General features: G+C 56.5%; 19 protein-coding genes. 17 read left to right on the top strand and 2 right to left on the bottom strand.

Features of this window, described 5'->3' with window-relative positions:
• Positions 1-7 precede the first annotated feature (7 nt).
• The 17 genes from MMC1_RS03875 to MMC1_RS03795 all read left to right on the top strand — a co-directional run bounded on the left by MMC1_RS03875 (position 8) and on the right by MMC1_RS03795 (position 21448).
• Positions 8-1495: a UDP-N-acetylmuramoyl-L-alanyl-D-glutamate--2,6-diaminopimelate ligase gene (locus MMC1_RS03875; RefSeq protein WP_011712439.1), complete on the top strand. Its 1488-nt coding sequence runs from the start codon at positions 8-10 to the stop codon at positions 1493-1495.
• Positions 1492-2901, top strand: a complete 1410-nt coding sequence (locus tag MMC1_RS03870) for a UDP-N-acetylmuramoyl-tripeptide--D-alanyl-D-alanine ligase (protein WP_011712438.1) — start codon at positions 1492-1494, stop codon at positions 2899-2901. Before MMC1_RS03875 ends, MMC1_RS03870 begins: the two co-directional genes overlap by 4 nt.
• Positions 2902-2936: 35 nt before the next feature.
• Positions 2937-4025: a phospho-N-acetylmuramoyl-pentapeptide-transferase gene (gene mraY, locus MMC1_RS03865; RefSeq protein ID WP_011712437.1), complete on the top strand. Its 1089-nt coding sequence runs from the start codon at positions 2937-2939 to the stop codon at positions 4023-4025.
• A gap of 1 nt (position 4026) precedes the next feature.
• Entirely contained in the window at positions 4027-5391 is a 1365-nt protein-coding gene (murD, locus tag MMC1_RS03860) for a UDP-N-acetylmuramoyl-L-alanine--D-glutamate ligase (RefSeq protein ID WP_011712436.1), read from the top strand.
• Positions 5392-5456: 65 nt separating this feature from the next.
• Positions 5457-6584: a putative lipid II flippase FtsW gene (gene ftsW, locus MMC1_RS03855; protein ID WP_011712435.1), complete on the top strand. Its 1128-nt coding sequence runs from the start codon at positions 5457-5459 to the stop codon at positions 6582-6584.
• Positions 6585-6587: 3 nt separating this feature from the next.
• On the top strand, positions 6588-7700 hold the full coding sequence (gene murG, locus MMC1_RS03850; RefSeq protein WP_011712434.1) for an undecaprenyldiphospho-muramoylpentapeptide beta-N-acetylglucosaminyltransferase: 1113 nt from the start codon (positions 6588-6590) through the stop codon (positions 7698-7700).
• A 62-nt stretch (positions 7701-7762) separates the two neighbouring features.
• On the top strand, positions 7763-9193 hold the full coding sequence (murC, locus tag MMC1_RS03845; protein WP_011712433.1) for a UDP-N-acetylmuramate--L-alanine ligase: 1431 nt from the start codon (positions 7763-7765) through the stop codon (positions 9191-9193).
• A gap of 153 nt (positions 9194-9346) precedes the next feature.
• Entirely contained in the window at positions 9347-10282 is a 936-nt protein-coding gene (murB, locus tag MMC1_RS03840; protein ID WP_011712432.1) for a UDP-N-acetylmuramate dehydrogenase, read from the top strand.
• A 161-nt stretch (positions 10283-10443) separates the two neighbouring features.
• Complete coding sequence (locus MMC1_RS03835) at positions 10444-11376, top strand: D-alanine--D-alanine ligase (RefSeq protein ID WP_011712431.1); 933 nt, start codon at positions 10444-10446, stop codon at positions 11374-11376.
• 64 nt (positions 11377-11440) lie between these two features.
• Positions 11441-12139: a cell division protein FtsQ/DivIB gene (locus MMC1_RS03830; RefSeq protein WP_011712430.1), complete on the top strand. Its 699-nt coding sequence runs from the start codon at positions 11441-11443 to the stop codon at positions 12137-12139.
• 103 nt (positions 12140-12242) lie between these two features.
• On the top strand, positions 12243-13481 hold the full coding sequence (gene ftsA / locus MMC1_RS03825) for a cell division protein FtsA (RefSeq protein ID WP_011712429.1): 1239 nt from the start codon (positions 12243-12245) through the stop codon (positions 13479-13481).
• Positions 13482-13556: 75 nt separating this feature from the next.
• Positions 13557-14855: a cell division protein FtsZ gene (gene ftsZ, locus MMC1_RS03820; RefSeq protein WP_011712428.1), complete on the top strand. Its 1299-nt coding sequence runs from the start codon at positions 13557-13559 to the stop codon at positions 14853-14855.
• A gap of 479 nt (positions 14856-15334) precedes the next feature.
• Positions 15335-16270 carry a UDP-3-O-acyl-N-acetylglucosamine deacetylase gene (gene lpxC / locus MMC1_RS03815; protein WP_011712427.1) on the top strand — a complete coding sequence of 312 codons (936 nt, stop codon included), beginning with the start codon at positions 15335-15337 and terminating at the stop codon, positions 16268-16270.
• Between the two features lie 17 nt (positions 16271-16287).
• Positions 16288-16941 (top strand): DUF4390 domain-containing protein, encoded by a 654-nt coding sequence (locus MMC1_RS03810; protein WP_011712426.1) that lies wholly within the window; start codon positions 16288-16290, stop codon positions 16939-16941.
• A complete protein-coding gene (locus tag MMC1_RS03805) occupies positions 16938-19208 on the top strand; it encodes a sensor histidine kinase NtrY-like (protein ID WP_011712425.1) in 2271 nt (756 codons plus the stop codon). Before MMC1_RS03810 ends, MMC1_RS03805 begins: the two co-directional genes overlap by 4 nt.
• Positions 19205-20590, top strand: a complete 1386-nt coding sequence (locus tag MMC1_RS03800) for a sigma-54-dependent transcriptional regulator (protein WP_011712424.1) — start codon at positions 19205-19207, stop codon at positions 20588-20590. The genes MMC1_RS03805 and MMC1_RS03800 overlap by 4 nt, the downstream gene beginning before the upstream one ends.
• A gap of 102 nt (positions 20591-20692) precedes the next feature.
• On the top strand, positions 20693-21448 hold the full coding sequence (locus tag MMC1_RS03795) for a TylF/MycF/NovP-related O-methyltransferase (protein ID WP_011712423.1): 756 nt from the start codon (positions 20693-20695) through the stop codon (positions 21446-21448).
• A 42-nt stretch (positions 21449-21490) separates the two neighbouring features.
• Here the strand turns inward: MMC1_RS03795 and MMC1_RS03790 are convergent, their stop codons facing one another.
• Both MMC1_RS03790 and tsaD read right to left on the bottom strand, forming a co-directional pair.
• Positions 21491-22516: an NAD(P)H-dependent glycerol-3-phosphate dehydrogenase gene (locus tag MMC1_RS03790; protein WP_011712422.1), complete on the bottom strand. Its 1026-nt coding sequence runs from the start codon at positions 22514-22516 to the stop codon at positions 21491-21493.
• Positions 22506-23567: a tRNA (adenosine(37)-N6)-threonylcarbamoyltransferase complex transferase subunit TsaD gene (tsaD, locus tag MMC1_RS03785; RefSeq protein ID WP_011712421.1), complete on the bottom strand. Its 1062-nt coding sequence runs from the start codon at positions 23565-23567 to the stop codon at positions 22506-22508. The genes MMC1_RS03790 and tsaD overlap by 11 nt, the downstream gene beginning before the upstream one ends.
• Between the last annotated feature and the right edge of the window lie 153 nt (positions 23568-23720).

Below are 23720 nucleotides of genomic sequence, written 5' to 3'. Positions count from 1 at the left end.
GAACATTATGCGCCATACTTTAAAAAGCTTAGCTGCAAATATTGATCAACTTACCGTGCTTGGCGATGGCGAAACCGTCATCACTCAACTCTGTAACGACTCCCGTTTATGTGAACCGGGCAGCCTGTTTGCGGCCCTGCCCGGTAGCCGGGTGGATGGCCGCGACTACATCCCTCAAGCGCTAGAGCTAGAGGCGGCAGCCATTTTACATGATGGCAGTTTAAGCCTAGACCCCAACACACCTCAGCTCATTCATCCTGATCCACGGCGCGCCTTGGCCCATGTGGCGGCGGCCTTTTATGGTCAGCCCCAGAAAAAGTTAAAATCCATCGTCATTACCGGCACCAACGGTAAAAGCACGGTGGCCTCCATGTGTGCCACCATCCTGCGCCACAGTGGCCAGCGGGTTGGATTGATCAGCACCGTTGGTATTGATATTGAGGGGCAAAAGCTGGCCACCAGTCACACCACCCCTGATGCCATTACCCTCTATGGTCTGTTGGCTGACATGGTCCAAGCCAACTGTCGTTGGCTGGTCATGGAAGCCTCCTCCCACGCCCTGGATCAACATCGGCTGGTGGGTATTCAACCAGATGTCGCCCTATTTACCAACCTAAGCCGGGACCATTTGGACTACCACGGGGATATGGGGGCCTATTTCCAGGCCAAAGCCAAACTGTTCCGAGAATACCATCCCAAATTGGCTCTGCTACCCAGCTCCGATGCCCATGCCCAAGCGCTTAACTCTATCTGCCGTGAGCAAGGGGTGGCGGTACAGACTTACGGGCGGGTGGCGCGTCAAGGGGTTTATGCCAAACAGATTTCAGCCGCCATTGATTGCACCCGCTTTGTGTTACAACAGAAAAACCAATCGGCTCCGGTAACGCTTATGGCACCTGGCCGTTTTAATCTGGACAATGCCTTAGCTGCGGCCTCGGCCTGTCTTGGCATGGACTTGGATTTAGAAACCGTGGCCGAGGGGTTGAATCGGTTTCAATCGGTGGCGGGGCGGGTTCAAGCCATCCATGAGGGACAAAACTTTGCGGTGCTGGTGGATTTTGCCCATACACCAGACGCGCTGGACCGATTGCTCTCAAGTCTGCGTCCCCTGACCCCGGGTAAGTTGTGGGTGGTGTTTGGCTGTGGGGGCGATAAAGATAGCGGCAAACGGCCCCATATGGGGGAGTGCGCGGGCCGTTTGGCCCACTTTCCCATCATTACCGATGACAATCCCCGCAGTGAAGATCCTGCGGCCATCCGCGCCCAGATTATGCGCGGCTGCCGCAACCGCAACGCCCAAGAGATGGACGACCGTGAGGATGCCATCACCTACGCCCTTGTGAACGCCCAGCCCGGGGATACCGTCGTGATCGCCGGCAAGGGACATGAGCAGAGTCAAATTGGCGCCCACGGTGCCACCCCCTTTAGCGATGCGGAGGTCGCCCGCCAAGCCCTGCGTGGACGCGCCGCCATGAGCCGGGATTTCTCTGCATGAGTTCGGCACACGGCATCACTCCAGCGTTGTTGGAACAGACACTGAGCGCAACCCGCGTGGATGCTCAGGATGGTACCCTGCCAGAGGTTTTTCATAGCCTCTCCAGTGATACCCGCAGCCTGCAACCTGGGGCACTATTTGTGGCCCTTTCCGGTCCCAACCATGATGCCAATCTCTATGTACAGCAAGCCGTCACGGCAGGGGCATCGGGCATTTTATGCAGCCGCCCCCCCGCGCAGTCGCTGCCCATTCCGCTGTGGGTGGTGACCGATCCCCTGGCCGCCATGACCCAACTGGCGCGGGCTTGGCGTGCACACTTATCGGCCAAAACCATTGGTATAACGGGATCTTCCGGCAAGACCACGGTTAAAGAGATGCTGGGATTGATCGTCAGCAGCCGCTACCGCACCGGGATTACCCGAGGCAACCTTAATAACCATATTGGTTTACCCCTGACCCTGCTCAACTGCCCCAGCGACCGCACCCATTTGGTGTTGGAAATGGGCATGAGCGCCCCCGGCGAGATCGCCCATCTGGCCGAGCTCGCCCAACCCCAGATTGGCATTGTCACCAACATTCTGGCGGCCCATGTGGCCGGTTTTGGTGGGGGGAATCTGGTTTCGGCCCTGCGGGGCATTGCCCATGCCAAAGGGGAGCTGTTGCAGGCCCTGCCCCATGATGGCTTGGCGGTATTGCCCGCCATAGATCCCCACCTGGCGCTTCTACAAAGCCTGACCGGTTGCGCTATCCTGAGCTTTGGGCCACAAAGCAGCGGTGCCGATGTGGTTTTTACGCCACCAAGCTATGGGGATGACGGCATGCTGAGCACCCTCATCTTACCCAATGGCGAACGGTTTGCACTAAACTTGCCCGGTTTTGGTCCCCATCTGTGGCTCAACGCGGTGGCCGCCTGTGCCGCTGCCTATGGGCTGGGTTTGGATGCCGCCGCGATGCAGGAGGGACTTAGCCGTTTTAAACTCCAAAAAGGCCGAGGCAGCGTGGAGCATGGCCAAGTAGGATGTCGCATCCTCAATGATACCTATAATGCCAATGTAGGGGCGATGCGTGTGGCCCTGGAGGCCTTGTCGCACATGGCCCCTGCGCCCCAACGGATTGCGGTTTTGGGAGATATGCTGGAGTTGGGGGAAGCCGCCGATACGCTACATGCCGAGTTGGCCCAAACCATTCTGGCCTTAGGCATTCAACGGATATTTTTGGCCGGGCCGCATATGGCCGCGCTCTATCAGGCGCTACAGAGCAGCCCCGGTTTGCAGCTGTTTCATTACGCTGACCCTGTAGCATTGGCGAAGGATCTGTCACACTATGTTGGTCATGGCGATGCGGTGTTGGTCAAGGGCTCACGGGGCATGCGCATGGAGCGCGTGGTAGAAGCTCTGCACTCTTAAATACTACCTTTTCTTTGGTACAGGTTGGTTACGGCATGTTTTATCATCTGCTCTACCCCCATCACGATCTCTGGTCCGTTCTTAATCTGTTTCAATACGTCACCTTTAGAACCATCATGGCGATTTTGACCGCCCTGTTGATCTCGTTTGTATTGGGACCTTGGCTGATCCGCAAGTTACAATCGTTGCAGAGCAGCGGGCAGCCCATTCGCAAGGATGGCCCGGAGCGCCATATTATTGAAAAGGCCGGCACCCCCACCATGGGGGGTACGCTGATCTTGGTTGCGGTACTGGTGGCGACCCTGCTGTGGGCCAAATTGACCAACCCCTTTATCTGGTTGACCCTGGCGGCCACCTTTGGTTTTGGTGCCATCGGTTTTTGGGATGATGCGGAAAAACTTATTCACAAAAACCCCAAGGGGGTCCCCGGTCGTACCCGTTTTCTGTTGCAGACCCTCATTGTGCTGGCCATTGCCTTGGCCCTAAAATTTTATGTCAATCCCGAGGTGTTCGGTAAGCTCGCCTTCCCAGTTTTCAAGGATCTGGTCATCGACCTAGGCATCTGGTTTTTCCCCTTTGCGGTCATTGTGATCGTGGGCTGTGGTAACGCGGTCAACCTGACCGATGGCTTGGATGGTCTGGCCATTGGTCCGGCCATGTTTACCGCAGCGGCCTTTGCCTTAATTTCACACGCGGCAGGCCACTATAACTTCGCCAACTACCTGGGCATTCCTTTTATTCCTGGGGCCAGCGAATTGGCTATTTTTTGTGGCGCTATTGTGGGCGCGGCGCTGGGTTTTCTCTGGTTTAACACCTATCCGGCCCAAGTGTTTATGGGCGACGTGGGCGCACTGGCATTAGGGGCCGCCCTGGGCAGTGTGGCGCTCATGACCCAACATGAATTGGTGTTGGCGATTATTGGCGGCGTGTTTGTCATTGAAACCCTTTCAGTGATCATTCAGGTGGCCTCTTTCAAGCTGATCGGCAAACGGGTGTTTCGCATGGCCCCTTTGCACCACCATTTTGAACTCAAAGGGTGGGCCGAACCCAAAATCATTGTGCGCTTTTGGATCATCTCCATCATTCTGGCCCTGGTTGGGCTGGCGACCTTAAAGGTACGCTAAGATGGCCGATCTACCCGCCCGTTGTGTGATCGGCCTGGGGGGAAGCGGTATGGCGACGGTGCAATTTTTGGCCGAGCGCCAGCATGAGCTCCTCGCCTGGGACGAGGGCAAGCCCTGCCCACACCACACCCCTCTGGCTGCAATGGCCGGTGTCACCAGCCGCTTTGCGCCGTTGCACGGTCCAACCCTGGCCCAGTTCCGCGAGATCTATCTCTCCCCTGGCGTGCCCCGTAGCCACCCTGCCATTCAGCACGCCATTGCCGCTGGGGTGCCGGTTATAAACGATATTGAGCTGCTGTTCCGCCACAGCGAGCAAGCCGCATTTGTGGGCATTACCGGAACCAATGGTAAATCCACCGTCACCACCTTGGTAGGGTTGATGCTGGCGCGTCTGCCCGGCACCACCCGCACTGGTGGCAATTTGGGGGATGCCGCGCTTTCGCTGTGGCAAGCGGATGTAGAGCGCTATGTGCTAGAACTCTCCTCTTTTCAATTGGAGAGCATCGAGGGATTTCACCCTGAAGTGGCGGCACTGCTCAATCTCTCAGACGATCATCTGGACCGCTATAACGGACTACAGGGCTATCTACGCGCCAAGGCCCGCATTTTTCAGCGTCAAACCCAGCGGGATCGCGCGGTGATTAATGCCGATGATCCCGCCCTGCAACCGGTACGGGATATTCTGGGCCACCCCTCGGCCCCCCGGGTGGTGCCCTTCTCCACCCAGCAGGTGATCAAGGGCGGGGTCTATGTACAAGATGGGCAACTGCTGGACCATCGCCAGATGACACAGCCTGCCATCCCCATTATGGCGATAGCAGAGATGCGCATTCAGGGACGTTGCAACCATGCCAACGCCGCCGCCGCCGCCGCCATCGCCCTGGAGGCCGGGGCCAGTCACGCAGATGTGCGTCAGGTGTTGCGCGACTTTCCAGGTCTCCCCCACCGCATGGCATGGGTACGCCGGATGGATGGCGTCACATACATCAATGACTCCAAGGGCACCAATGTGGGAGCGGTACTGGAGGCGATTCCCTCTTTTCCCGAGGGCGTGGTGTTGATCGCGGGTGGCAAAGCCAAAAAAACGGACTTTAGCCCGCTTATCCCGCTGCTGCAAAAATATGTGCGTCATTTGATTTTGATCGGCACCGCAACCGAAGAGATGGCCGCCATGTTCCAAGCGGTTGTGCCCCTTCAGCGGGCCACTTCTATGGAAGATGCGGTACAGATTGCCCAACAGGTTGCCCAACCAGGGGAGACTGTTTTGCTCTCACCTGCATGTGCATCCTTTGACATGTTCCTCAATTTCGAGGATCGTGGTAGGCGGTTTTGCCAAGCGGTGGAGGCTTTGGTCGCGCAAGCGTGACCATGGCGTACGGGTTTGTTCCCCCTAAAATGTGCACGGACGCACGCTGTGAACGGGTTTGCATCATGGATCTACGCAATCAACCCTACGATCTTTTTATTGCCAGTGTCGCCATGGTTTTGGTGACAGCGGGTTTGGTGATGGTGTTTTCAGCTTCATCGCCCATCTCGCTACGCATCTACGGCGACCCTACCCACTTTGCCATACGCAACATGATCTATGCCGCCATCGGTATGGCGCTCATGGTCACCTTGGCGCGTATGCCCTTAGAGACCATTCGCAAACTGGGCCGCGTGGGCTTTTGGGTCTGCCTGCTGATGCTGGTACTGGTGCTGATCCCTGGCGTAGGCCGGGCGGGCGGTGGGGCGCAACGCTGGTTGGATCTGGGGGTGATTAATATTCAGCCCTCTGAACCCTTTAAGGTAGCGTTGGTGCTCTACGTTGCGCACCTACTCACAGCGGACCCAGAGCGGGTTAACCGCATCAAAGGGGGTCTGCTGCCGCTGGTGGGGCTTTTCTCCTTGGCCGCAACCATGCTCATGGCCGAACCGGATTTTGGGGCCACCCTCACCGTGGGTGCCGTGATGCTGGGCATGATCTTTGTTGCGGGCATCCGCATCGGCTGGATTTTAACCCTGTTGGCGACCACCCTGCCAGCAGCGGCGATTGGGGTGATGATGGCCCCCTACCGACTCAAGCGGGTGATGTCCTTTCTTGATCCCTGGGATGACCCTTTGGGGACCGATTTTCAGCTTGTGCAGTCCCTGTTGGCCTTTGGCAATGGTGGCCTGATGGGCACCGGCTTGGGCGAGGGACAACAGAAACAGTTTTATCTGCCCGAAGCCCACACCGATTTTATCTTTGCGGTGATTGGTGAAGAGTTGGGACTGTTTGCCGTCATTTTGATCATTGCCCTGTTCGCCACCTTGGTATGGCGGGCCTTTCGCATTGCGCGGATGAGTGAAATCCGCTTTGTCTCACTCTCTGCGGCGGGTTTGGGCATGCTCATTGGTTCACAAAGCCTTGCCAACATGGGGGTGGTGATGGGACTGTTACCACCCAAAGGGTTGACCCTACCCATGGTGAGCTATGGTGGTTCATCGATGATTATCACACTGGGGGCGGTGGGGCTGCTGTTGGCTTTTTCTCGCACCCTACCCAATGATCCCAACCGTGTCACGGCGGCGGTATAAGCCATGAACAACACACCACGACGGCTGCTTATTGCGGGCGGTGGCACCGGGGGGCACCTGTTCCCAGCCCTCGCGGTGGCTGAGCGTTGGCGCGAGCGCTATGGCCTCCACTCGGTACACTTTATCGGGGGGCAACGGGGATTAGAGAATCGTTTGGTCCCCAACGCGGGTTTTACCCTAGAAACCTTGGCCGTAGGCCAGCTAAAAGGTAAAGGACTACCCCATAAACTGCGCACCTTGGGCGGGCTTCTACCCGCCGTCTGGCAAGCGCGGGGCATGGTGCAACGGTTTGATCCCCATGTGGTGTTAGGGGTGGGGGGCTATGCGTCAGCACCGGCCATGGTGGCCGCCCGCAGCTTGGGTATCCCCATGGCCCTGCATGAACAAAATGCCCGCGCAGGTCTGACCAACCGTTTATTAAGCCATCTGGCCCAGCAGGTTCTGGTCAGTTTTAATGGGGTGTGTGCGCAGTTTCCTGGCCGCGCTTGCCAGCTTACGGGTAATCCGGTGCGACAGGCACTGGCAGCGGTACCACCGTTGCAAATCCCCACCCTCTTCACCCCGCAACGGCCCTTGCGTATTTTGGTGTTTGGTGGCAGCCAAGGGGCCAGCATTTTTACCCAACGAGTCCCTGAAGCCCTGCTTCCCTTAGCCCAGCATGGCGCGCCTATACAGGTCACGCAGCAGGTGCAAGAGGCCGACGCAGATGCCTTGCAAAGGCGTTACCAGGAGGGGGGGATTGAAGCGATCACCACCCCCTTTATTGAGGATATGGCGACAGCCTATGCCCAAGCGGATCTGGTTATCTGTCGCAGCGGCGCTACCTCGGTGGCGGAGCTGGCTGCCACCGGTCGCCCCAGTATCATGGTGCCCTACCCTTATGCTGCGGATGACCATCAAGCGGCCAACGCCCAGGCGTTGGTCTCTATTCAAGGGGGCTGGATGCGCCGTCAAGAGCAGTTCCACAGCGCGTGGTTAGAGGCTTTTATTACCTCTCTGTGCATGCAGCCTGCACAGCTACAGCGTGCGGGGGAGATTGCCCGTAGCTATGCCAGGCCCAATGCCGACATGCAGATTGTGACGTTGTTGGCGTCGATGGTTAAGATGAAGAGATAACGGTTTCTGGCGAAGAACCGTAGGTGGCCCCGCAGGGTGCCGTTTTGTTTGGGGAGTGAGCGGTGTATCCCAAGATTCAACATATCCATTTTGTAGGCATTGGCGGTATTGGCATGAGCGGCATTGCCGAGGTGCTGTTGACCTTGGGCTATCGAGTCAGTGGCTCGGACCTGTCGGAAAATGCCAATATTAAACGTCTCCGCGACAAAGGCGCCCACATTCAACAGGGCCACACGGCCCAGGCCATTGAAGGGGCCGACGCGGTGGTGACCTCATCGGCGGTCAAGCGGGATAATCCCGAGGTCATGGCGGCGCGGGCCTTACGTATTCCGGTGGTTCCCCGGGCGGAGATGTTGGCCGAGTTGATGCGTCTTAAATATGGCATTGCCATTGCTGGAACCCATGGTAAAACCACGACCACATCCTTGGTAGCGGCCCTGTTGGGGGCGGCGGATATGGACCCTACCGTGGTTAACGGCGGCATTGTTAAATCGTTGGGCAGTAACGCCCATGTGGGACAAGGGGCCTTTTTGGTGACCGAGGCCGACGAGAGCGATGGCTCATTTTTAAAGCTCTCCCCGACCATTGCGGTGGTAACCAATATGGATCCCGAGCATATGAACCACTACGGCACCTTTGATGCCGTGCGGGAGGCCTTTCGCGGTTTTGTCAGTAAAATCCCCTTTTATGGTTTGGCGGTACTCTGCGGGGATCATCCCGAGGTTAGTTTGCTGGCCGAAGAGATGTTGGATAAACGGGTGATCACCTACGGTTTGAGCGATCAGGTTGATTTGCAGGCGGTGCATATCCGCCAAGAGGGGATTGTTACCCACTTTGAGGTGATTCAACACGACCGCCACCATGGCCGCGAAAGCCGTTCACTGGGCACCATTCAACTCAATATGCCCGGCTGTCATAATGTCTCCAACACCCTTGCGGCGCTGGCGGTGGCCATGGAGTTGGCGGTACCATGGGAACGCTGCGTTCGCGCACTGGCCGGTTTTGGCGGGGTACAGCGCCGTTTTGATCTGCTGCACCAAGAAGCGGCCATCACCATTATTGATGATTACGCCCACCATCCGGTTGAGATTGCCGCCACCATGGAGGCCGTGCGCAATGGCTATCCCCAACAGCGGGTAGTGGCGGTTTTTCAGCCCCACCGGTATAGCCGGGTGCTGGACCACATGCATGATTTTTGTCGCTGCTTTAAAAATGCTGATGTGGTGTTGGTGGATGAGATCTACCGGGCGGGCGAACAACCCCCAGAAGGGCCATTAGGGGAGCAAGGTGCCATTGTATTGGTCGAGGGCATACGCCGCCACAGCAGCGCCCAAGTGGCCCTGCTGGCCGATGATGCCCGTTGGGGTCTGGATTTAGGCGGACAGTTAAAGCCCAACGATGTGGTGGTTTTTTTAGGCGCCGGGGACATTAGCCGCCGCGCCCACAGCTTTGCTGCGGGTTGGAGTCAGCAAACCGACCCAAAAACGGTGTAGCGTGGCCCCTTAGGTGCTTTTACCTAATGGGCCGGAATGCCCATTTTTAAAGCAGCCTTTTCTGATTGTTACAAAAAAGTTTGGGCAATGGTATTAATCCCCCTTCGAGCAGGGCAGGTTTTAGTTTAAAGTAGCTAGCGAGGTGGCAAACGGATGAAGGGAAGTCACGGGCCCTGTTCCGACCTTACTGTAACTATGCTGGAGAATGTGCCGCTGGCACCTTTGACCACATTAAAAATCGGGGGCAACGCACGATGGCTCGTGCGGCCGAGTGGTGTGAAGGGGTTAAGCCGGTACTGCCGTACCTGTCCGGGGGATCTGCCTCGGTTCATCCTGGGGGGTGGTAGCAACCTTCTGGTGGATGATAACGGTTTCCATGGCGTAGTGGTCGATCTGACCCACACCCTCAATGCCATCGTCGTTGAACATCAAGATGCCCATGGCGGCATACTGCGTGTTGAAGCGGGTGCCGCGACCCGAAAGACCGCCCATGTGGCGCGTCAAAACGGCTTAGCGGGACTGGCCTTTATGGCAGGAATACCCGGCACAATCGGTGGTGCGCTGCGCATGAACGCAGGTGCCTATGGATGTGATGTCAAAGGGGTCTTGCTGGACGCGCAACTGATGGATGCAACGGGCAATCTACATACCCGAAACGCTCAAGAACTTGGTTTGGCCTATCGCCACTGCGACCTTCCTAAGGGATGGATCTTTGTTTCAGCCCGCTTTCATCTGGCGCGGGGCGAAAGCGAAGCGATTAAGTCGCAGATGCGGGACTACAACCACAAACGAACACAAGCGCAGCCGTTGCGCTATCCCTCGGCGGGTAGTGTATTTCGCAACCCGGCTGGGGCGGCGGCTTGGCAGCTAATTGATGCAGCGGGATTGCGCGGACACCGCATTGGTGATGCGCAAATTTCCGAAAAGCACAGCAATTTCTTCGTCAACCTGGGCGCAGCCTCCTCCTTGCACATGGAGGAACTGATCGAGCTGGCCAGAAACCGGGTGGCGCAGCACTCTGGCGTACAGTTAACACTGGAGATTGGCATTCTCACACCTCAGGGACTCCGCACCGAGCCTGGGAGATAGGGATGTTTTTAGGCGTTGTCCACCTTTGGCAAGAGTATAACCGTTGAGCAAGCACCCAGCCCCCACACCCATCTTAGTAACGACCCGCTGCGGCCAACTGGCTGTTCTGAAGCGGGCGCTGCGCGTTGGGCTGTGCCACAACGGAGAGGTTTGACAAAGCGATGGATTGGAAACAGAAAAAAATTGGCGTGCTCTACGGTGGCCTGTCTGAGGAGCGCGAGGTTAGTTTACGCAGCGGTCAAGCGCTGTTTGTTGCCCTGCAAAGTTTGGGCTATCAGGTGGTGGCCATTGATGTGGACCGTCACATTACCAAGGTGCTGGAGCGCGAAGGCATTGAGGTCGCGGTGCTGGCCCTGCACGGCCCCATGGGTGAAGATGGTACCATCCAGGGTTTGCTAGAGTTTATGGGCATCCCCTATACTGGCCCCAACGTGGCCGCTTCGGCCATCTGCATGGACAAAGGCTTGAGCAAGCGACTGTTCCATAGCGAAGGGTTGCCAACCCCTGCTTGGATTGAGTTGGCCGGGGACCATGAAGAGGCCGATGAGTTGGTGGACCATTTTCTAGGGGATTTCCATGGCGCTGCTTTTGTTAAGCCACTAGACTCCGGTTCCAGTGTGGGCATTAGCCGCGCCGTGGGTAAGGATGAACTGATTCGTGGGGTTGCCAAAGCGCTGTCGGTTTCGCACCGCTGTATGGTGGAGCGCGCCATTGAGGGACGCGAACTTACCTTGAGCATCTTGGATGGCGAGGCTTTTCCGCTGATTGAGATTGTGCCCATTGATGGCTTTTACGACTACGACCATAAGTATACGGCGGGCAGGACCAACTATCTGGTACCTGCACCTAACCTGGATGATAAGAGCCTTGAAGCGGTGGTTAAGATTGGCTTGGCGGCCTATCATATTACCGGCTGTCGTGGCCTTGTGCGGGCCGATTTTATCTTGGATGGCGAGGGCACACCGTGGCTGTTGGAGCTCAACACCATTCCCGGCATGACCGAGCTTAGTTTGGCACCAAAGGCCGCCCATGCCGTAGGGATTGAGATGCCACAATTGGCTGAACGCATTTTACAAGGCGCGCGGCTCAAATAAAGATTTGACGACCACCGTTGCATAACCACCCTGTATGCGGTTAAAAAGATTGGGTCTTAACAGTATGAGCCCAAAATATATCAAGGGATCGTTGCTGGCTACCCTTATGTTGGTTGCTTTAGGGTGGGGTTGGCAGACGTTACACGCACCGGGACGCTTTGCCCTAAAAGATGTTCGTGTCCTGGGCAATAAGTTCACGGATGTGGGTAAGTTAAGAAAAGATTTAGGTTTAGACCAAGCGGTCAACCTGCTGACACTTAGCCCCCAGCACCTTCGAGCCCGGCTGCTTACTTACCCTTGGGTACGTGAAGCACGGGTAGAACGTATCTTTCCGGGCATGCTGGTGATTGAGCTGGAAGAGAAGACCCCGTTGTGCATGACCAAGGTAGGCGAGCATCTCTACTTGGTGGATCGACGGGGAGAGCGCATCAAACCCTTGGAGGCGGGTGACCCCATGCCGCTGCCGGTGGTGTCGGTTGATTATGCGCCGGAGTCTGAAAAGCCGCTGTTGATTCGCTGGTTAATTGACCGGATGCAGCGTAACGAGTGGCTCTATAATCGTCTCTCTGAAGCGGTTGGCTTGCCCGGTGGGCGTTGGGTGCTCTATACCCGTAAAGGGGTAAAGCTGTTACACTCGGCGCGGATGGAAGAAGAGCTGGGCAGATTGGCGATTTTACAAGAGCGCTACAGCATCTTAAACCGCAGCATTCGCCAGATTGATCTACGGGTCAGTGGGCAGGTGGTGGTAAAACCCCAAACCTAACGGTTGGGACGGCCTATATTGAGCCTTTGTGCCGCTGGTAAAGAAGTGTTTATACGGCGGTTTTTATAAAAAGCAAACAACGGTAGAACCGGGCTAAGGGATTATGGCCAAGCACGACCAAAATCTAATTATCGGACTGGATATCGGTACCACCAAGATCTGTTGCATCGTTGCGGACGTGCAGCCGGATGGGCGCTTGGATATTATCGGTCTGGGTACGCATCCATCACGGGGACTGCGCAAAGGGGTGGTGATTGATATTGACTCCACCGTTGAGAGCATTCGCATGGCGGTGGAAGAGGCGGAGATGATGGCCGGGGTCGAGATCCGCATGGTGTATGCGGGGATTGCCGGAGCGCACATCGCCAGCAATAACTCCGAAGGGGTGGTTGCAACCAAGGATAACGAGGTGCATGCCTCGGATATTCAACGGGTGTTGGATGCAGCCCGGGCGCAATCTATCCCCATGGACCGTGAAATTTTGCATGTTATCCCCCAGGAGTTTGTACTGGATGCCCAAGAGGGCATTAAAGACCCCTTGGGCATGGCGGGTGTTCGTTTAGAGGCTCGCGTACATTTGGTGACGGGGGCGGTGGCATCGGCGCAGAATATTGTCAAGTGCGCCAACCGCTGCGGCTTGGATGTTGGGGATATTATTCTTGAGCAACTGGCCTCGGCAGAGGCCTGCTTGACCGAGGATGAAAAAGAGCTTGGTTGCTGTCTGTTGGATATTGGTGGTGGTACAACAGACATTGCCATCTATGCAGAAGGTCATATCAAACATACCGCTGTGCTGGCTATTGGCGGCGACCATATGACCAATGACATTGCGGTGGGGCTACGCACCCCCACCCGTGAGGCGGAGCAGCTCAAACGTAAATTTGGCTGTGCCCTTTCGGCGTTGGTGGGTCCAGATGAGACCATCGAGGTTCCCAGCATCGGCGAACGCCCCCCACGCTCACTGGGTCGACACATCTTGGCAGAGATTATCGAACCCCGCGTTGAAGAGCTGTTTACCCTGGTTCAGCGTGAGATTGTACGCTCCGGATTTGATGAGCAGATTGCCGCAGGCATTGTGTTGACCGGCGGCGCGGCCAATACTGAAGGTATCGTGGATCTGGCCGAGGAGATTTTTAACAAACCGGTTCGGCGCGGCTTGCCCCAAGGGGTTGGTGGCTTGACCGATGTGATCGCTAACGCCAGCTATGCCACCGCGACGGGTTTGGTACTCTATGCCAATCGCTATGGACAAGAATCAACCATGCGTTACAACCAGGATGATGTCGGTGGCAGCCGCTCCATGGTTTCGCGCATGCGCTCCTGGTTTGGTGACATTTTTTAATGCACCGACTTAAACAATAACCATAACAAAACCCAAAATAGACGCGGATAAACGCGCAATACCAAGGGGGTATAAATGACCATCGAGTTCGCACACACAGATGACCTAGAGGCCCGCATCAAAGTAATTGGTGTCGGCGGTGGCGGCGGTAACGCTGTCAACAACATGATTCAGTCCCACCTAGAAGGGGTTGAATTCATTGTTGCCAACACAGACGCACAAGCCCTTACGAAAAGTTTGGCCCCAACCCGTATTCAAATTGGTGAAGATATTACCCGTGGTCTGGGCGCTGGTGCCAAACCCGAAGTGGGTAAAAACGCCGCCATGGAGACCGAAGCACGCCTACGTCAAGCCATTGAAGGGGCAGACATGGTGTTTATTACGGCGGGCATGGGGGGTGGTACGGGTACCGGTGCAGCGCCGATTATTGCACGCATCTCCAAAGAGCTGGGTATTTTAACCGTTGCGGTGGTGACCAAGCCCTTTCATTTCGAGGGCAAGCGCCGCATGCGTCAGGCCGAAGAGGGTCTGGAAGAGCTGCGTGATCATGTGGATACGGTGATTACCATCCCCAATCAAAAGCTTATGGCTGCGGTTGGCAAAAACACCACCATTTTGGACGCTTTCCGCAAGGCTGACGATGTTTTACAACAGGCTGTGCGTGGTATTACCGATCTGATTACCCATCCTGGCCACATCAATGTTGACTTTGCCGATGTATGCACCGTTATGGAAGAGATGGGGCAAGCGATGATGGGGGCCGCTGAAGCCTCTGGCGAAGGGCGTGCCATGACCGCCATCAACAACGCCATCTCCAGCCCGCTGTTGGATGATGCCTCGATCCACGGTGCCCGTGGTGTGCTGGTCAACATTACCGGCGGTTACAACCTCACCCTGCAAGAGGTGGATGAGGCGGTGATGGTGGTTCGTGATATGGCCCATGAAGATGCCAACATTGTGTTTGGTACCACCCTCAACGAAAACCTCGATGATACCGTGCGTGTCACCGTGGTGGCTACGGGTATTGGTCAGAGTGATAAGATGGCCTTCCCTGCGCAAGAGACGACCTTTACCGAAACGGTAGCGCCCCAGCCCCACGCACCCGCCGCACGCCAAGCGCCCTCCGCGCGCCAAGCTGCGCCAGCCTATCATCAGCAGGCTGCCCATTCTACACAACACCCCGCCTACCAACAGCAGCCCAGCCAGCCACAGACAGCCGTTGATTATGCCGCCCAAGCCAAAGTGGTGGACAACAGCTATGTACGGCAGATGCGTCAAGAGCGCCAAGAGCGCCAACGTCGCAATGTGGACGGTGTGCATGGTGGTCATGAGGACTTTGATGTCCCAACCTTCTTGCGCCGCCAGATGGATTGAGATCACCTCTCTAGCACCACGCCCTTTTGGGCGTGGTGCCCGGAGCGGATCACAAAGGGGTATGCTGCGTACATCGCTTAATTTGGTTAAGGACGGTTCAACCTTTGGGTTGAACCTTGGCCAGGGATGGCCATTTAATATCCCAGGGAACGATCCTGTACCTTTCTTGTCAGAAAGTGGCAACAGGATCTACGGTCGTTGGCAGGATTGCCAATGTTAGCGAAGGGTAACCTTTGCGGGGTCGCCAAGGAAGGCACTTCCCTCCCGTATTTTATTCCTAAAAGAGCCTGAATCCGATTTATCTCCCCTTCCATGTGGTTTTTGTGCATAATTCTTGCTCTTTTGTTTTCTTAACAGGAACGGTCCGTTGTATCCTGCACCGATGCAACTTTTTTGGGCGTATTGACGGTTAATAAAGCGGATGAGAGTAAACGAGGTGCCCAGTTTTGTATGAGGGTTCATCTCATGAGGAGTTATCCATGCATTTCCAACGCACACTCAAAAACACGGTACGCTGCACGGGCATAGGTTTGCACAGTGGCCAAAAGGCCTACCTTTCGTTGCAACCGGCACCTGCGAATCATGGCATTGTGTTCCGCCGTACCGACCTTAATAATGCGCGGGTACCCGCCCACGTCATGAATGTCAAAGATACCCGTTTGTGTACCACCATCTCCAATAATGATGGGGTGAGCGTCTCGACCATTGAGCATCTGCTGGCCGCCTTTGCGGGCATGGGGGTGGACAATGCCATTGTGGATATTGACGGCCCTGAAGTGCCCATTATGGATGGCAGTGCGGCCCCTTTTGTGTTTCTGCTTGAGTGCGCTGGGGTAGTTGACCAAAATGCGCCCAAGCGTTGGATCCGCATTAAACGCAAAATAGGGGTCAAAGATGGTGATAAAATGGCCCAATTTGAGCCTGGCCCAGGTTTTCATCTCAGCTTTTTATTGGATTTTGATCACCCCGTGCTCAAGCGCCAACAGGTTGGCATCTCTTTGACGGAGACCGCCTTTATCAAGGAGGTTAGCCGCGCCCGCACCTTTGGTTTTGTTAAAGAGGTGGAGTATCTGCAAGCCAATGGTTTGGCGAAAGGGGCTTCACTGGACAACGCCATTGCCATTGGTGACTACCAGATCATCAATGAAGATGGTTTGCGCTATGAAGATGAGTTTGCCCGCCATAAAGTGATGGATGCTTTGGGAGATCTTTATCTACTAGGCACGCCTATTATTGGTAAATTTGTGGGCGAGCGTTCTGGACATGCCTTAAACAATCTGTTGTTACGCGCCCTGTTGGCCCAAGCGGATGCGTGGGAGATGGTGGAGGGCTACCCCGAGGGCGAATCGGCTCATATTGTTGATTTTGCCCCTATTCCAGGCTCCCTTGTGCTCCCTGCTACGGTAACGCGCTAACGATGGGTTTTTTCTTCATGCCCAAACATGGCATGCTTAGTCAGAGGACGATACAGCGGTATCGTCCTCTTTTTGTTCGTGGTGGCACACTGCTGGTGCTGCTGCTGCCGCTCTTGTGGTTAAGCGCTTGCTCGGACCGCCCGGTAGAAGAGCGTATGATGGTGATTGAATCGGTCGAGGCGGTGGTGCGGGGCGATACCCTGTATGCCCGCGCAAAGCTGAGCAAAGAGTATCAAAACACCCTTAAAGCGCGTTTAAACTCGGGACAGCCGGTATTGGTAAGCTACCATTTTACCCTGACCCGGCATAACCGTTGGTTACCCGACCACACCTTTGCCCGCGGTCAGGTCATCCGTAAACTACGCTACCACCTGATCACCCAACGCTATGAGATGGAAGATGTGACCAAGCAACACATCAGCTATACCCAGGAACCCTCTGAAGCGCTTAATTTTTTATGTCAACCCCGCTATGTCCCTTTGACACAATCCGGCAGTTTGGGGGGCATTTTAGTGGCCTCCAAAGCGGGGCAATTGAGTGATTTTATTCTACATAGCCGCTTTGAGCGGCACCGTCAGGGCATGTCCCGCATGTTTCGGGTATTGTTCCGCTTGCTCACCTTTTGGGAGCCTTTAACTTACGATAAATTCGCGGAGTACCAGCTACAATGAGCGAACGTCGTTGGAAAAACGCCGCCACCCCATTAAGCCGTTGGATGCTCCTGGTCCTGCTATTGGGGGTGGTCATCACCTCGGTGGTGGTGGGTCGCGGCCTCTACGGCAGTGCCACGGTGGATGGCGGAGGCGACTATGGCGCGGTCTTTTTGATCTTGCTGTATGTCAATCTATTTTTGGTGTTGGCCTTGGGCTTTTTGGTCATCCGCAACTTGGCCCGGCTGTGGTTAGACCGGCGGCGGCGGATGGCGGGCTCGCAGTTACGTACCCGCATGGTCACACTGTTTGTGGCGCTCTCCCTGTTTCCGACGCTGGTTATTACCCTATTGTCGGTGGAGTTGCTGAACAAAGGGGTGGATAGCTGGTTTTCGGATCAAGTCTCCCAAGCTTTAGAAAAATCGCTGGAGGTCTCCCGCGCACTCTACCGTGAAAATCAGCGCTCGGTTGGACATGATGCCGAGGATATGGTGCGTAACCGCATTATCAGCTCATCCTTTTCACTTCAGGGCAATGAGGCCAACATGGCCGCCCTAGAGATTGAACGGCAAGCCCGCCAGTTGGATGAAATTGCGCTGATTCATAGTGACGGCACCCATATTTCTCGGGTTGGCGAACTCCCCCAGGAGCCCACCCCCGATCTTACCGTCATCGCCCCCCGCTCCACCCGTGCGCTCATGCATACCAACGACACCGGTAACATCGTACGGGCCTATGTGCGGGTCGGGCCAGATCTGTTTTTGGTCACGGGCCGCTATATTGATGGTCAGGTGCTTAACCATATGGAGACCATTGAGTCCACCTATGTGGATTATAATAAATTGGGGGCCTCCCACGGATTATTGAAAGGCAGCCACACCATCACCCTCATTTTGATCACCCTGCTGCTGGTATTGGCGGCGGTGTGGTCAGGCTTTCGCATCTCCGAAACCATCACCGAGCCCATTACCGCCTTGGTGGTGGGAACGCGACAGGTGGCCGATGGGGATCTTTCGGTCTCTCTCCAAGTAACGGGGGATGATGAGTTAGCCACCCTTATGCGCTCGTTTAACGCCATGACCCAACGCTTGGCAGAGAACCAACAGGCTCTGCAAGCGAGTAATAATCTGCTGGAAGATCGTCGTCGTTTTATGGCGGCGGTGGTCGGTAACATCAGCTCTGGGGTGATTAGTGTGGACCACCTTGGGCAGATCAGCCTCATGAATCCAGCGGCGGGTTCTCTGCTAGGCATTGACCCCACCAACAGTGTGGGGCACCATTTTGAAAAGGTCATGCCTGAACCGGTGCTCGCCCCCCTTTCAAGCCTGCTGGAGACAGCCCTCACCCTAGAGGCGGTAGGCAGCGAGAACGGCATGAGTGAGCTTTCGGTGCAGATTATGATGGATGTTTACAACAGGCCGCGTACCCTGCTGGCACGGCTTACCCTGCCCGATGTCGGCGGACCGGGTTTTATTGTCACCTTTGACGATCTGACCTCCGTGGTACACGCCCAGCGCTCCCAAGCCTGGAGCGATGTTGCCCGGCGTATTGCCCATGAGATCAAAAATCCCCTCACCCCTATTCAGCTGTGGGCACAGCGCATGCGCCGCCGCTACCTAAAACCGGAGCTGGCCGATGTCACCGATTGGAAGGTGTTGGACGAGGGAACCCAATCCATCATTCAGCAGGTGGATGAGCTCAAGGTTTTGGTGGATGAGTTCTCCACCTTTGCCCGCTTGCCCCGCCCGGATATGAAAAAGGACTTCCTCTCCGACACCTTGCATGAGGTGTTGACCCTACACGATGCTGAGTTTAAAGATCTGAGTATCGAGGTGCATCTGGATGAGAGCATTCCGCCCTTTCCTTTTGATCGAGCCCAGATCAAACAGGTGGTCACCAACCTGCTCACCAATGCGGTGGCGGCTATGGAGGATGATCGGGCGCAAGAGATAAGCGCCGCGCCATCGGACACGCTTGTTATCCGTGCCTGTGTGGCAGAAAATGGACGCGGTGTCTATGTGCAAGTCGAGGATAATGGACCGGGCATTCCCGTTGGTAGCCGTGATCGGGTATTTGAGCCCTATTTTACCACCAAACAAAAGGGCACGGGCTTGGGGTTGGCCATTGTCAAAAAAATCATTGAGGACCATGGCGGTCGCCTGTGGGTCAAAGAGGCTCCCAATGGTGGCACCCTCATGGAGTTTATGCTGCCCCTTGCGGGTCCTCGGCAGTTGCCGATTCCTGAACATGGCGGCCAAGAAGAGAGTGTGAACGCGATACCATCATGAGCCATACCATTTTGATTGTTGATGACGAATCGGCCATCCGCACCTCCCTTCGGGGTATTTTGGAGGATGAGTCCTACAGGGTCGTGGAGGCCGCCAGCGCCGAGGACGCCCTACAACTGCTGGCGGAGACACCGGTCTCCGCCATCATGCTGGATATCTGGATGAAGGGCATGGATGGCATCGAGGCGCTGCGCTGCATCAAGGGCATGGAGGGTGCGCAAGATGTGGAGTTGCCCACCCACAACCGTGAGGTGCCGGTGATTATGATGTCCGGCCATGGCACCATCGACACAGCGGTGCAGGCCACCCGCCTAGGGGCTTACGATTTTCTGGAAAAGCCACTCTCCCTGGATCGGGTTTTACTGCTCTTGGATCGCGCCATACGTGAGTGGGGCTTGCGCCGTGAAAACCGCGCCTTACGTGCGCGCATGGATCATGCCGATGTGCTGGTCGGCAGCTCCCCCGCCATGCAGCGCTTAGAGGCGCAGATCCAGCGGGTGGCCCCTACCGATGGCTGGGTCTTGATCAATGGCGAGATAGGCTCCGGCAAAGAGGTGGTGGCCCGCCGCATTCACGCCCTCTCCAAACGGGCGCAGGGGCCCTTTATCGGGGTTAACTCGGCCACCATTCCCGACGAACGCATCGAGACCGCCCTGTTTGGTCAGGGGGGCAATGCCAAGGAGGATAGTCGGGGTCTGCTGGAACAAGGCCACCAAGGCACCCTGTTTTTGGATGAGATCAGCGACATGTCCCTACCTGCGCAAGCGCGCATTTTGCGTCTGTTGCAGGAGCAACGCTTTGAACGGGTTGGGGGTGGTCATATCATTCAGGTGGATGTCCGGGTGATTGCCGCCACCAACCGTGATCTTAGCCAAGAGATGGCCCAGGGGCGCTTTCGGGAAGATCTTTACTACCGCCTTAATGTGGTGCCCTTGGATGTGCCCCCCTTGCGGGAACGCCGCGAGGATATTCCAGCACTGGTTAACCATTTTCTGCTTTCGGGCATGGGCTCCCACGACCGCACCTTCACCCCAGAAGCGTTGGCGTTGCTACAGGCCTACCGTTGGCCGGGCAATGTGCGGGAGTTGCGCAATCTGGTGGAGCGGTTGGCGATTATGGCCCCACAGGCGCAGATTGGCGCCGACGATCTACCCAGCTTTGTCGCCCCCCAACGGGAGAAGCGTCAAAATTGCCCCGAGGTTGGCCCCATTGCCCAGCTACTCAACACCAATCTGCGGGATGCCCGGGAGCAGTTTGAAATTCTTTATTTGCAAGCCAAACTTAAAGCCAATGATGGCAACATCTCCCGCACGGCGGAGGAGGTCGGCATGCAACGCACCGCTTTTCACCGCAAGCTCAAGACCCTCGGCATTACCTCTTAAGCGGGGCGTTGGGAAATCGACGGGAACGGTCCGCTGCTTGCTTATAACAGGGGCAGCAGCAACCATTGACGCCAGATCCCCTATTCAAGAGAGTCGTTCCCTATGAAGACCAATGAACGTGGTGAGGGTTTTTTACGCAACCGCCAAGAGGCCACCGCTCTAGACCGTTTAAAAGAGCTCCATCTTGATCTCATTCCCCGGCTTGGGGAAAACTGGAACCAGCACGCCCTGGTCACACTCAGGCGGCAGAGTCTATCCCGCATTCTTTACTATCATTGGATTTACGAAAAGATTGTGGGCAAACCTGGGGTTATCTGTGAATTTGGGGTGCAATGGGGCTCGGCCCTAACCACCTTGCAAAGCCTGCGTGGCATCTATGAGCCCTACAATCATCAGCGCCGCATCTACGGCTTTGATACCTTTGCAGGCTTTGTGGATGTGCATGCCGAAGATGGCAGCGGCCACCAAAAACACGACTATGCCACCGATCAAGGCTATGAGCAGCAGTTGGCCGAGATTTTACAGCTCCACGAGCAGCAATCCCCCCTAAACCATATTCAAAAGACCTTTTTGGTTAAAGGGGATGCCTCGCAAACCATCACCACTTGGCTTAACCAAAACCCCGCCTCGGTGATCGCCCTCGCGATCTTTGATATGGATGTCTACAAACCCACCAAGGATGTGTTGGAGCAGATTAAACCGCGCCTCTTTAAGGGCTCTGTCTTGGTGTTTGATGAGTTTAGCTGCGAGGCTTGGCCCGGTGAGACCATGGCTGTCAATGAGGTCTTGGGGCTCGCTAACCTGCGTTTTGAGCACTTTCCCCATCAGCCCAACTGCGCCATTGCCGTCATCGAATGAGCCCTCCGCCCCTTGAGTCGAGCGGCTGTTGGATACGGGGGGCTAGACGGCCTCCCGTTTCATATCCCGGTTTAGCAGTTGCGTCACCGCCTGTTGTGGGGGTACCTGTTCAAATAAGATGGCATGTACCGCCTGGGTAATGGGCATCTCCACCCCATGGCGCTGGGCCAACAGCCAAGTACTGGCGGCGGTTTGCACCCCTTCGGCCACCTCTCTTGAGCTGCCGCTAATGTGGCTTAGGCTCTCCCCCTGGCCCAAGCGAAAGCCGGTGGTATAGTTGCGCGACAGGGTGGATGAGGCGGTCATGAGCAGATCCCCCATACCCGACAATCCGGCAAAAGTCTGGGGGTTGGCCCCATAGATGTGACCCAAACGGGCAATTTCGGCCAAACCACGGGTGATCAACGCCGCCCGCGCACCAGCCCCATACCCCAATCCATCACTAATACCCGCAGCAATGGCAATAATGTTTTTCAACGCCCCACCCAGTTCAACCCCCACCACATCGCTGGTGCTGTAAGTACGAAAATGGGGGAAGAAAAAGAGCGCCTGCATAGCCGCCAAGGCCGCTTCATCGGCACCGGCCATGGCCACCGCCACCGGCTGCCCGGCGATCACCTCCCGGGCGAAGGAGGGGCCGGAGAGATAACAGGTACGCTGGGCGATGGGGGCCGCAAAGGTTTGGGTAAAGATCTCCGAGATCAGGGCCAGATTGGCAGTCTCCACCCCTTTGGTGGCCGACACAAAGGTGACATGGGGCCGCACATGGGGTTTGAGCTGAGCCAGCACTTGACGGCAAAATTGGGTAGGCACCACCATGACCAACACATCATGGTTGGCCGCTACCCAGGCTAGATCTTGATGGGCAACCAGGTTAGGCGGCAGATCCAGGTCTGCCAGATAAACCGGGTTGTGGTGACCCTGGTTAATGCCCTCCACCACCTCGGGTTCCCGTGCCCACAGGGTTACTTGGGGCAGCTTACCCGCCAGCAGGGCCGCCAGCGCCGTGCCCCAAGATCCCGCGCCAATAACGGCCACCGAAGGATTGTCAGCATACTCAACGGCCATAAATTTTCTCCAGTTCATGAATCGGCAGCCGGGGCACCGCATTCACCACCCCCCGCGCTTGATCCCCCCTGGCCAAGCGGCACACGCCGGCAGAGGCGATCATCGCGCCATTATCAGTACACAGGTGGATGGGGGGAGCGTAGAGTTGCACACCCTGTTTAAGAGCTTGTTTGGCCAATTTTTCCCGCAATCGTCTATTGGCCCCTACTCCACCGGCAATCACCAAACGCGACACCCCCACATGGCGGCAGGCGCTCAAGGATTTAATCACCAGGGTATCCACAATGGCCTCTTGATAACTGGCGGCCACATCGGCCAAAGAGGGACCACCGGACTCCGGCGGGAATTTAAGAAGATGGGTACGCAAGGCGGTTTTTAGGCCAGAAAAGGAGAAATCAAATTGGCTGCGGTCCAGCAACACACGGGGAAAAGCCACCGCCTGCCGATCCCCCGACTGGGCCAAGGCGGCGACCTCTGGACCACCGGGATACCCCAAGCCCAGCATGCGCGCCCCCTTGTCAAACGCCTCCCCCACCGCATCGTCACGGGTCTGCCCCAGCAGCTGGTAGTCGCCAAAATCACGGGCGTGCAGCAACAGGGTGTGCCCACCGGAGACCAGTAAGGCCACAAAGGGGAACTCCATGGCAGGTACCACGCCCGCCATGAGAAAAGGGCTCATCAGGTGCCCTTCCATGTGGTGTACCGGCACCAGCGGCTTATCCAGCGCCACCGCCAACCCCTGCGCCGCCGCTACCCCCACCAGCAGTGCGCCCACCAACCCGGGAGCCACCGTAACCGCAATGGCATCCAACTGCTGGGGTCGCACCCCAGCCTCAGCCAAAGCCTGCTCAATCACCGGCTGTATATGGCGTATGTGGGCCCGGCTGGCCAGTTCGGGCACCACCCCGCCGTAGAGGGCGTGTACCTCCAACTGGCTCCACACCACATTGGAGCGCACCACCACCCCATGGGGGTGACCATGTTCTGCCCCTTCCACCACAGCGGCGGCGGTCTCGTCGCAACTGCTCTCTATGCCTAAAACCCGTAACATCGTATCTCCCAATGGGTCGAACTGTTTTGCGTCATCATAGCCCAACCCCCATCTCCGATGAAACCACCCAGTGGCGCTTTCTCCCCAAGCGCCCTCTTTTCATCCCAAGCGAAGCGCTAAAAATCTGAGCCGATAGAGCCGTTTTATTACCGA

This window comes from Magnetococcus marinus MC-1 (genome assembly GCF_000014865.1).
In the GTDB taxonomy this organism is placed as follows: domain Bacteria; phylum Pseudomonadota; class Magnetococcia; order Magnetococcales; family Magnetococcaceae; genus Magnetococcus; species Magnetococcus marinus.
The sequence above is the reverse complement of the archived record's forward strand: the minus strand, read 5'-3'. Positions and strand labels throughout refer to the sequence as shown.

Coding starts and splice junctions, on each gene's coding strand:
- MMC1_RS03810 (WP_011712426.1), top strand. CDS start 16,288: ATGCCCAAACATGGCATGCTTAGTCAGAGGACGATACAGCGGTATCGT.
- MMC1_RS03870 (WP_011712438.1), top strand. CDS start 1,492: ATGAGTTCGGCACACGGCATCACTCCAGCGTTGTTGGAACAGACACTG.
- murB (WP_011712432.1), top strand. CDS start 9,347: ATGAAGGGAAGTCACGGGCCCTGTTCCGACCTTACTGTAACTATGCTG.
- MMC1_RS03875 (WP_011712439.1), top strand. CDS start 8: ATGCGCCATACTTTAAAAAGCTTAGCTGCAAATATTGATCAACTTACC.
- MMC1_RS03835 (WP_011712431.1), top strand. CDS start 10,444: ATGGATTGGAAACAGAAAAAAATTGGCGTGCTCTACGGTGGCCTGTCT.
- ftsW (WP_011712435.1), top strand. CDS start 5,457: ATGGATCTACGCAATCAACCCTACGATCTTTTTATTGCCAGTGTCGCC.
- mraY (WP_011712437.1), top strand. CDS start 2,937: ATGTTTTATCATCTGCTCTACCCCCATCACGATCTCTGGTCCGTTCTT.
- murD (WP_011712436.1), top strand. CDS start 4,027: ATGGCCGATCTACCCGCCCGTTGTGTGATCGGCCTGGGGGGAAGCGGT.
- ftsA (WP_011712429.1), top strand. CDS start 12,243: ATGGCCAAGCACGACCAAAATCTAATTATCGGACTGGATATCGGTACC.
- lpxC (WP_011712427.1), top strand. CDS start 15,335: ATGCATTTCCAACGCACACTCAAAAACACGGTACGCTGCACGGGCATA.
- murG (WP_011712434.1), top strand. CDS start 6,588: ATGAACAACACACCACGACGGCTGCTTATTGCGGGCGGTGGCACCGGG.
- MMC1_RS03795 (WP_011712423.1), top strand. CDS start 20,693: ATGAAGACCAATGAACGTGGTGAGGGTTTTTTACGCAACCGCCAAGAG.
- tsaD (WP_011712421.1), bottom strand. CDS start 23,567: ATGTTACGGGTTTTAGGCATAGAGAGCAGTTGCGACGAGACCGCCGCC.
- MMC1_RS03790 (WP_011712422.1), bottom strand. CDS start 22,516: ATGGCCGTTGAGTATGCTGACAATCCTTCGGTGGCCGTTATTGGCGCG.
- MMC1_RS03805 (WP_011712425.1), top strand. CDS start 16,938: ATGAGCGAACGTCGTTGGAAAAACGCCGCCACCCCATTAAGCCGTTGG.
- ftsZ (WP_011712428.1), top strand. CDS start 13,557: ATGACCATCGAGTTCGCACACACAGATGACCTAGAGGCCCGCATCAAA.
- MMC1_RS03830 (WP_011712430.1), top strand. CDS start 11,441: ATGAGCCCAAAATATATCAAGGGATCGTTGCTGGCTACCCTTATGTTG.
- MMC1_RS03800 (WP_011712424.1), top strand. CDS start 19,205: ATGAGCCATACCATTTTGATTGTTGATGACGAATCGGCCATCCGCACC.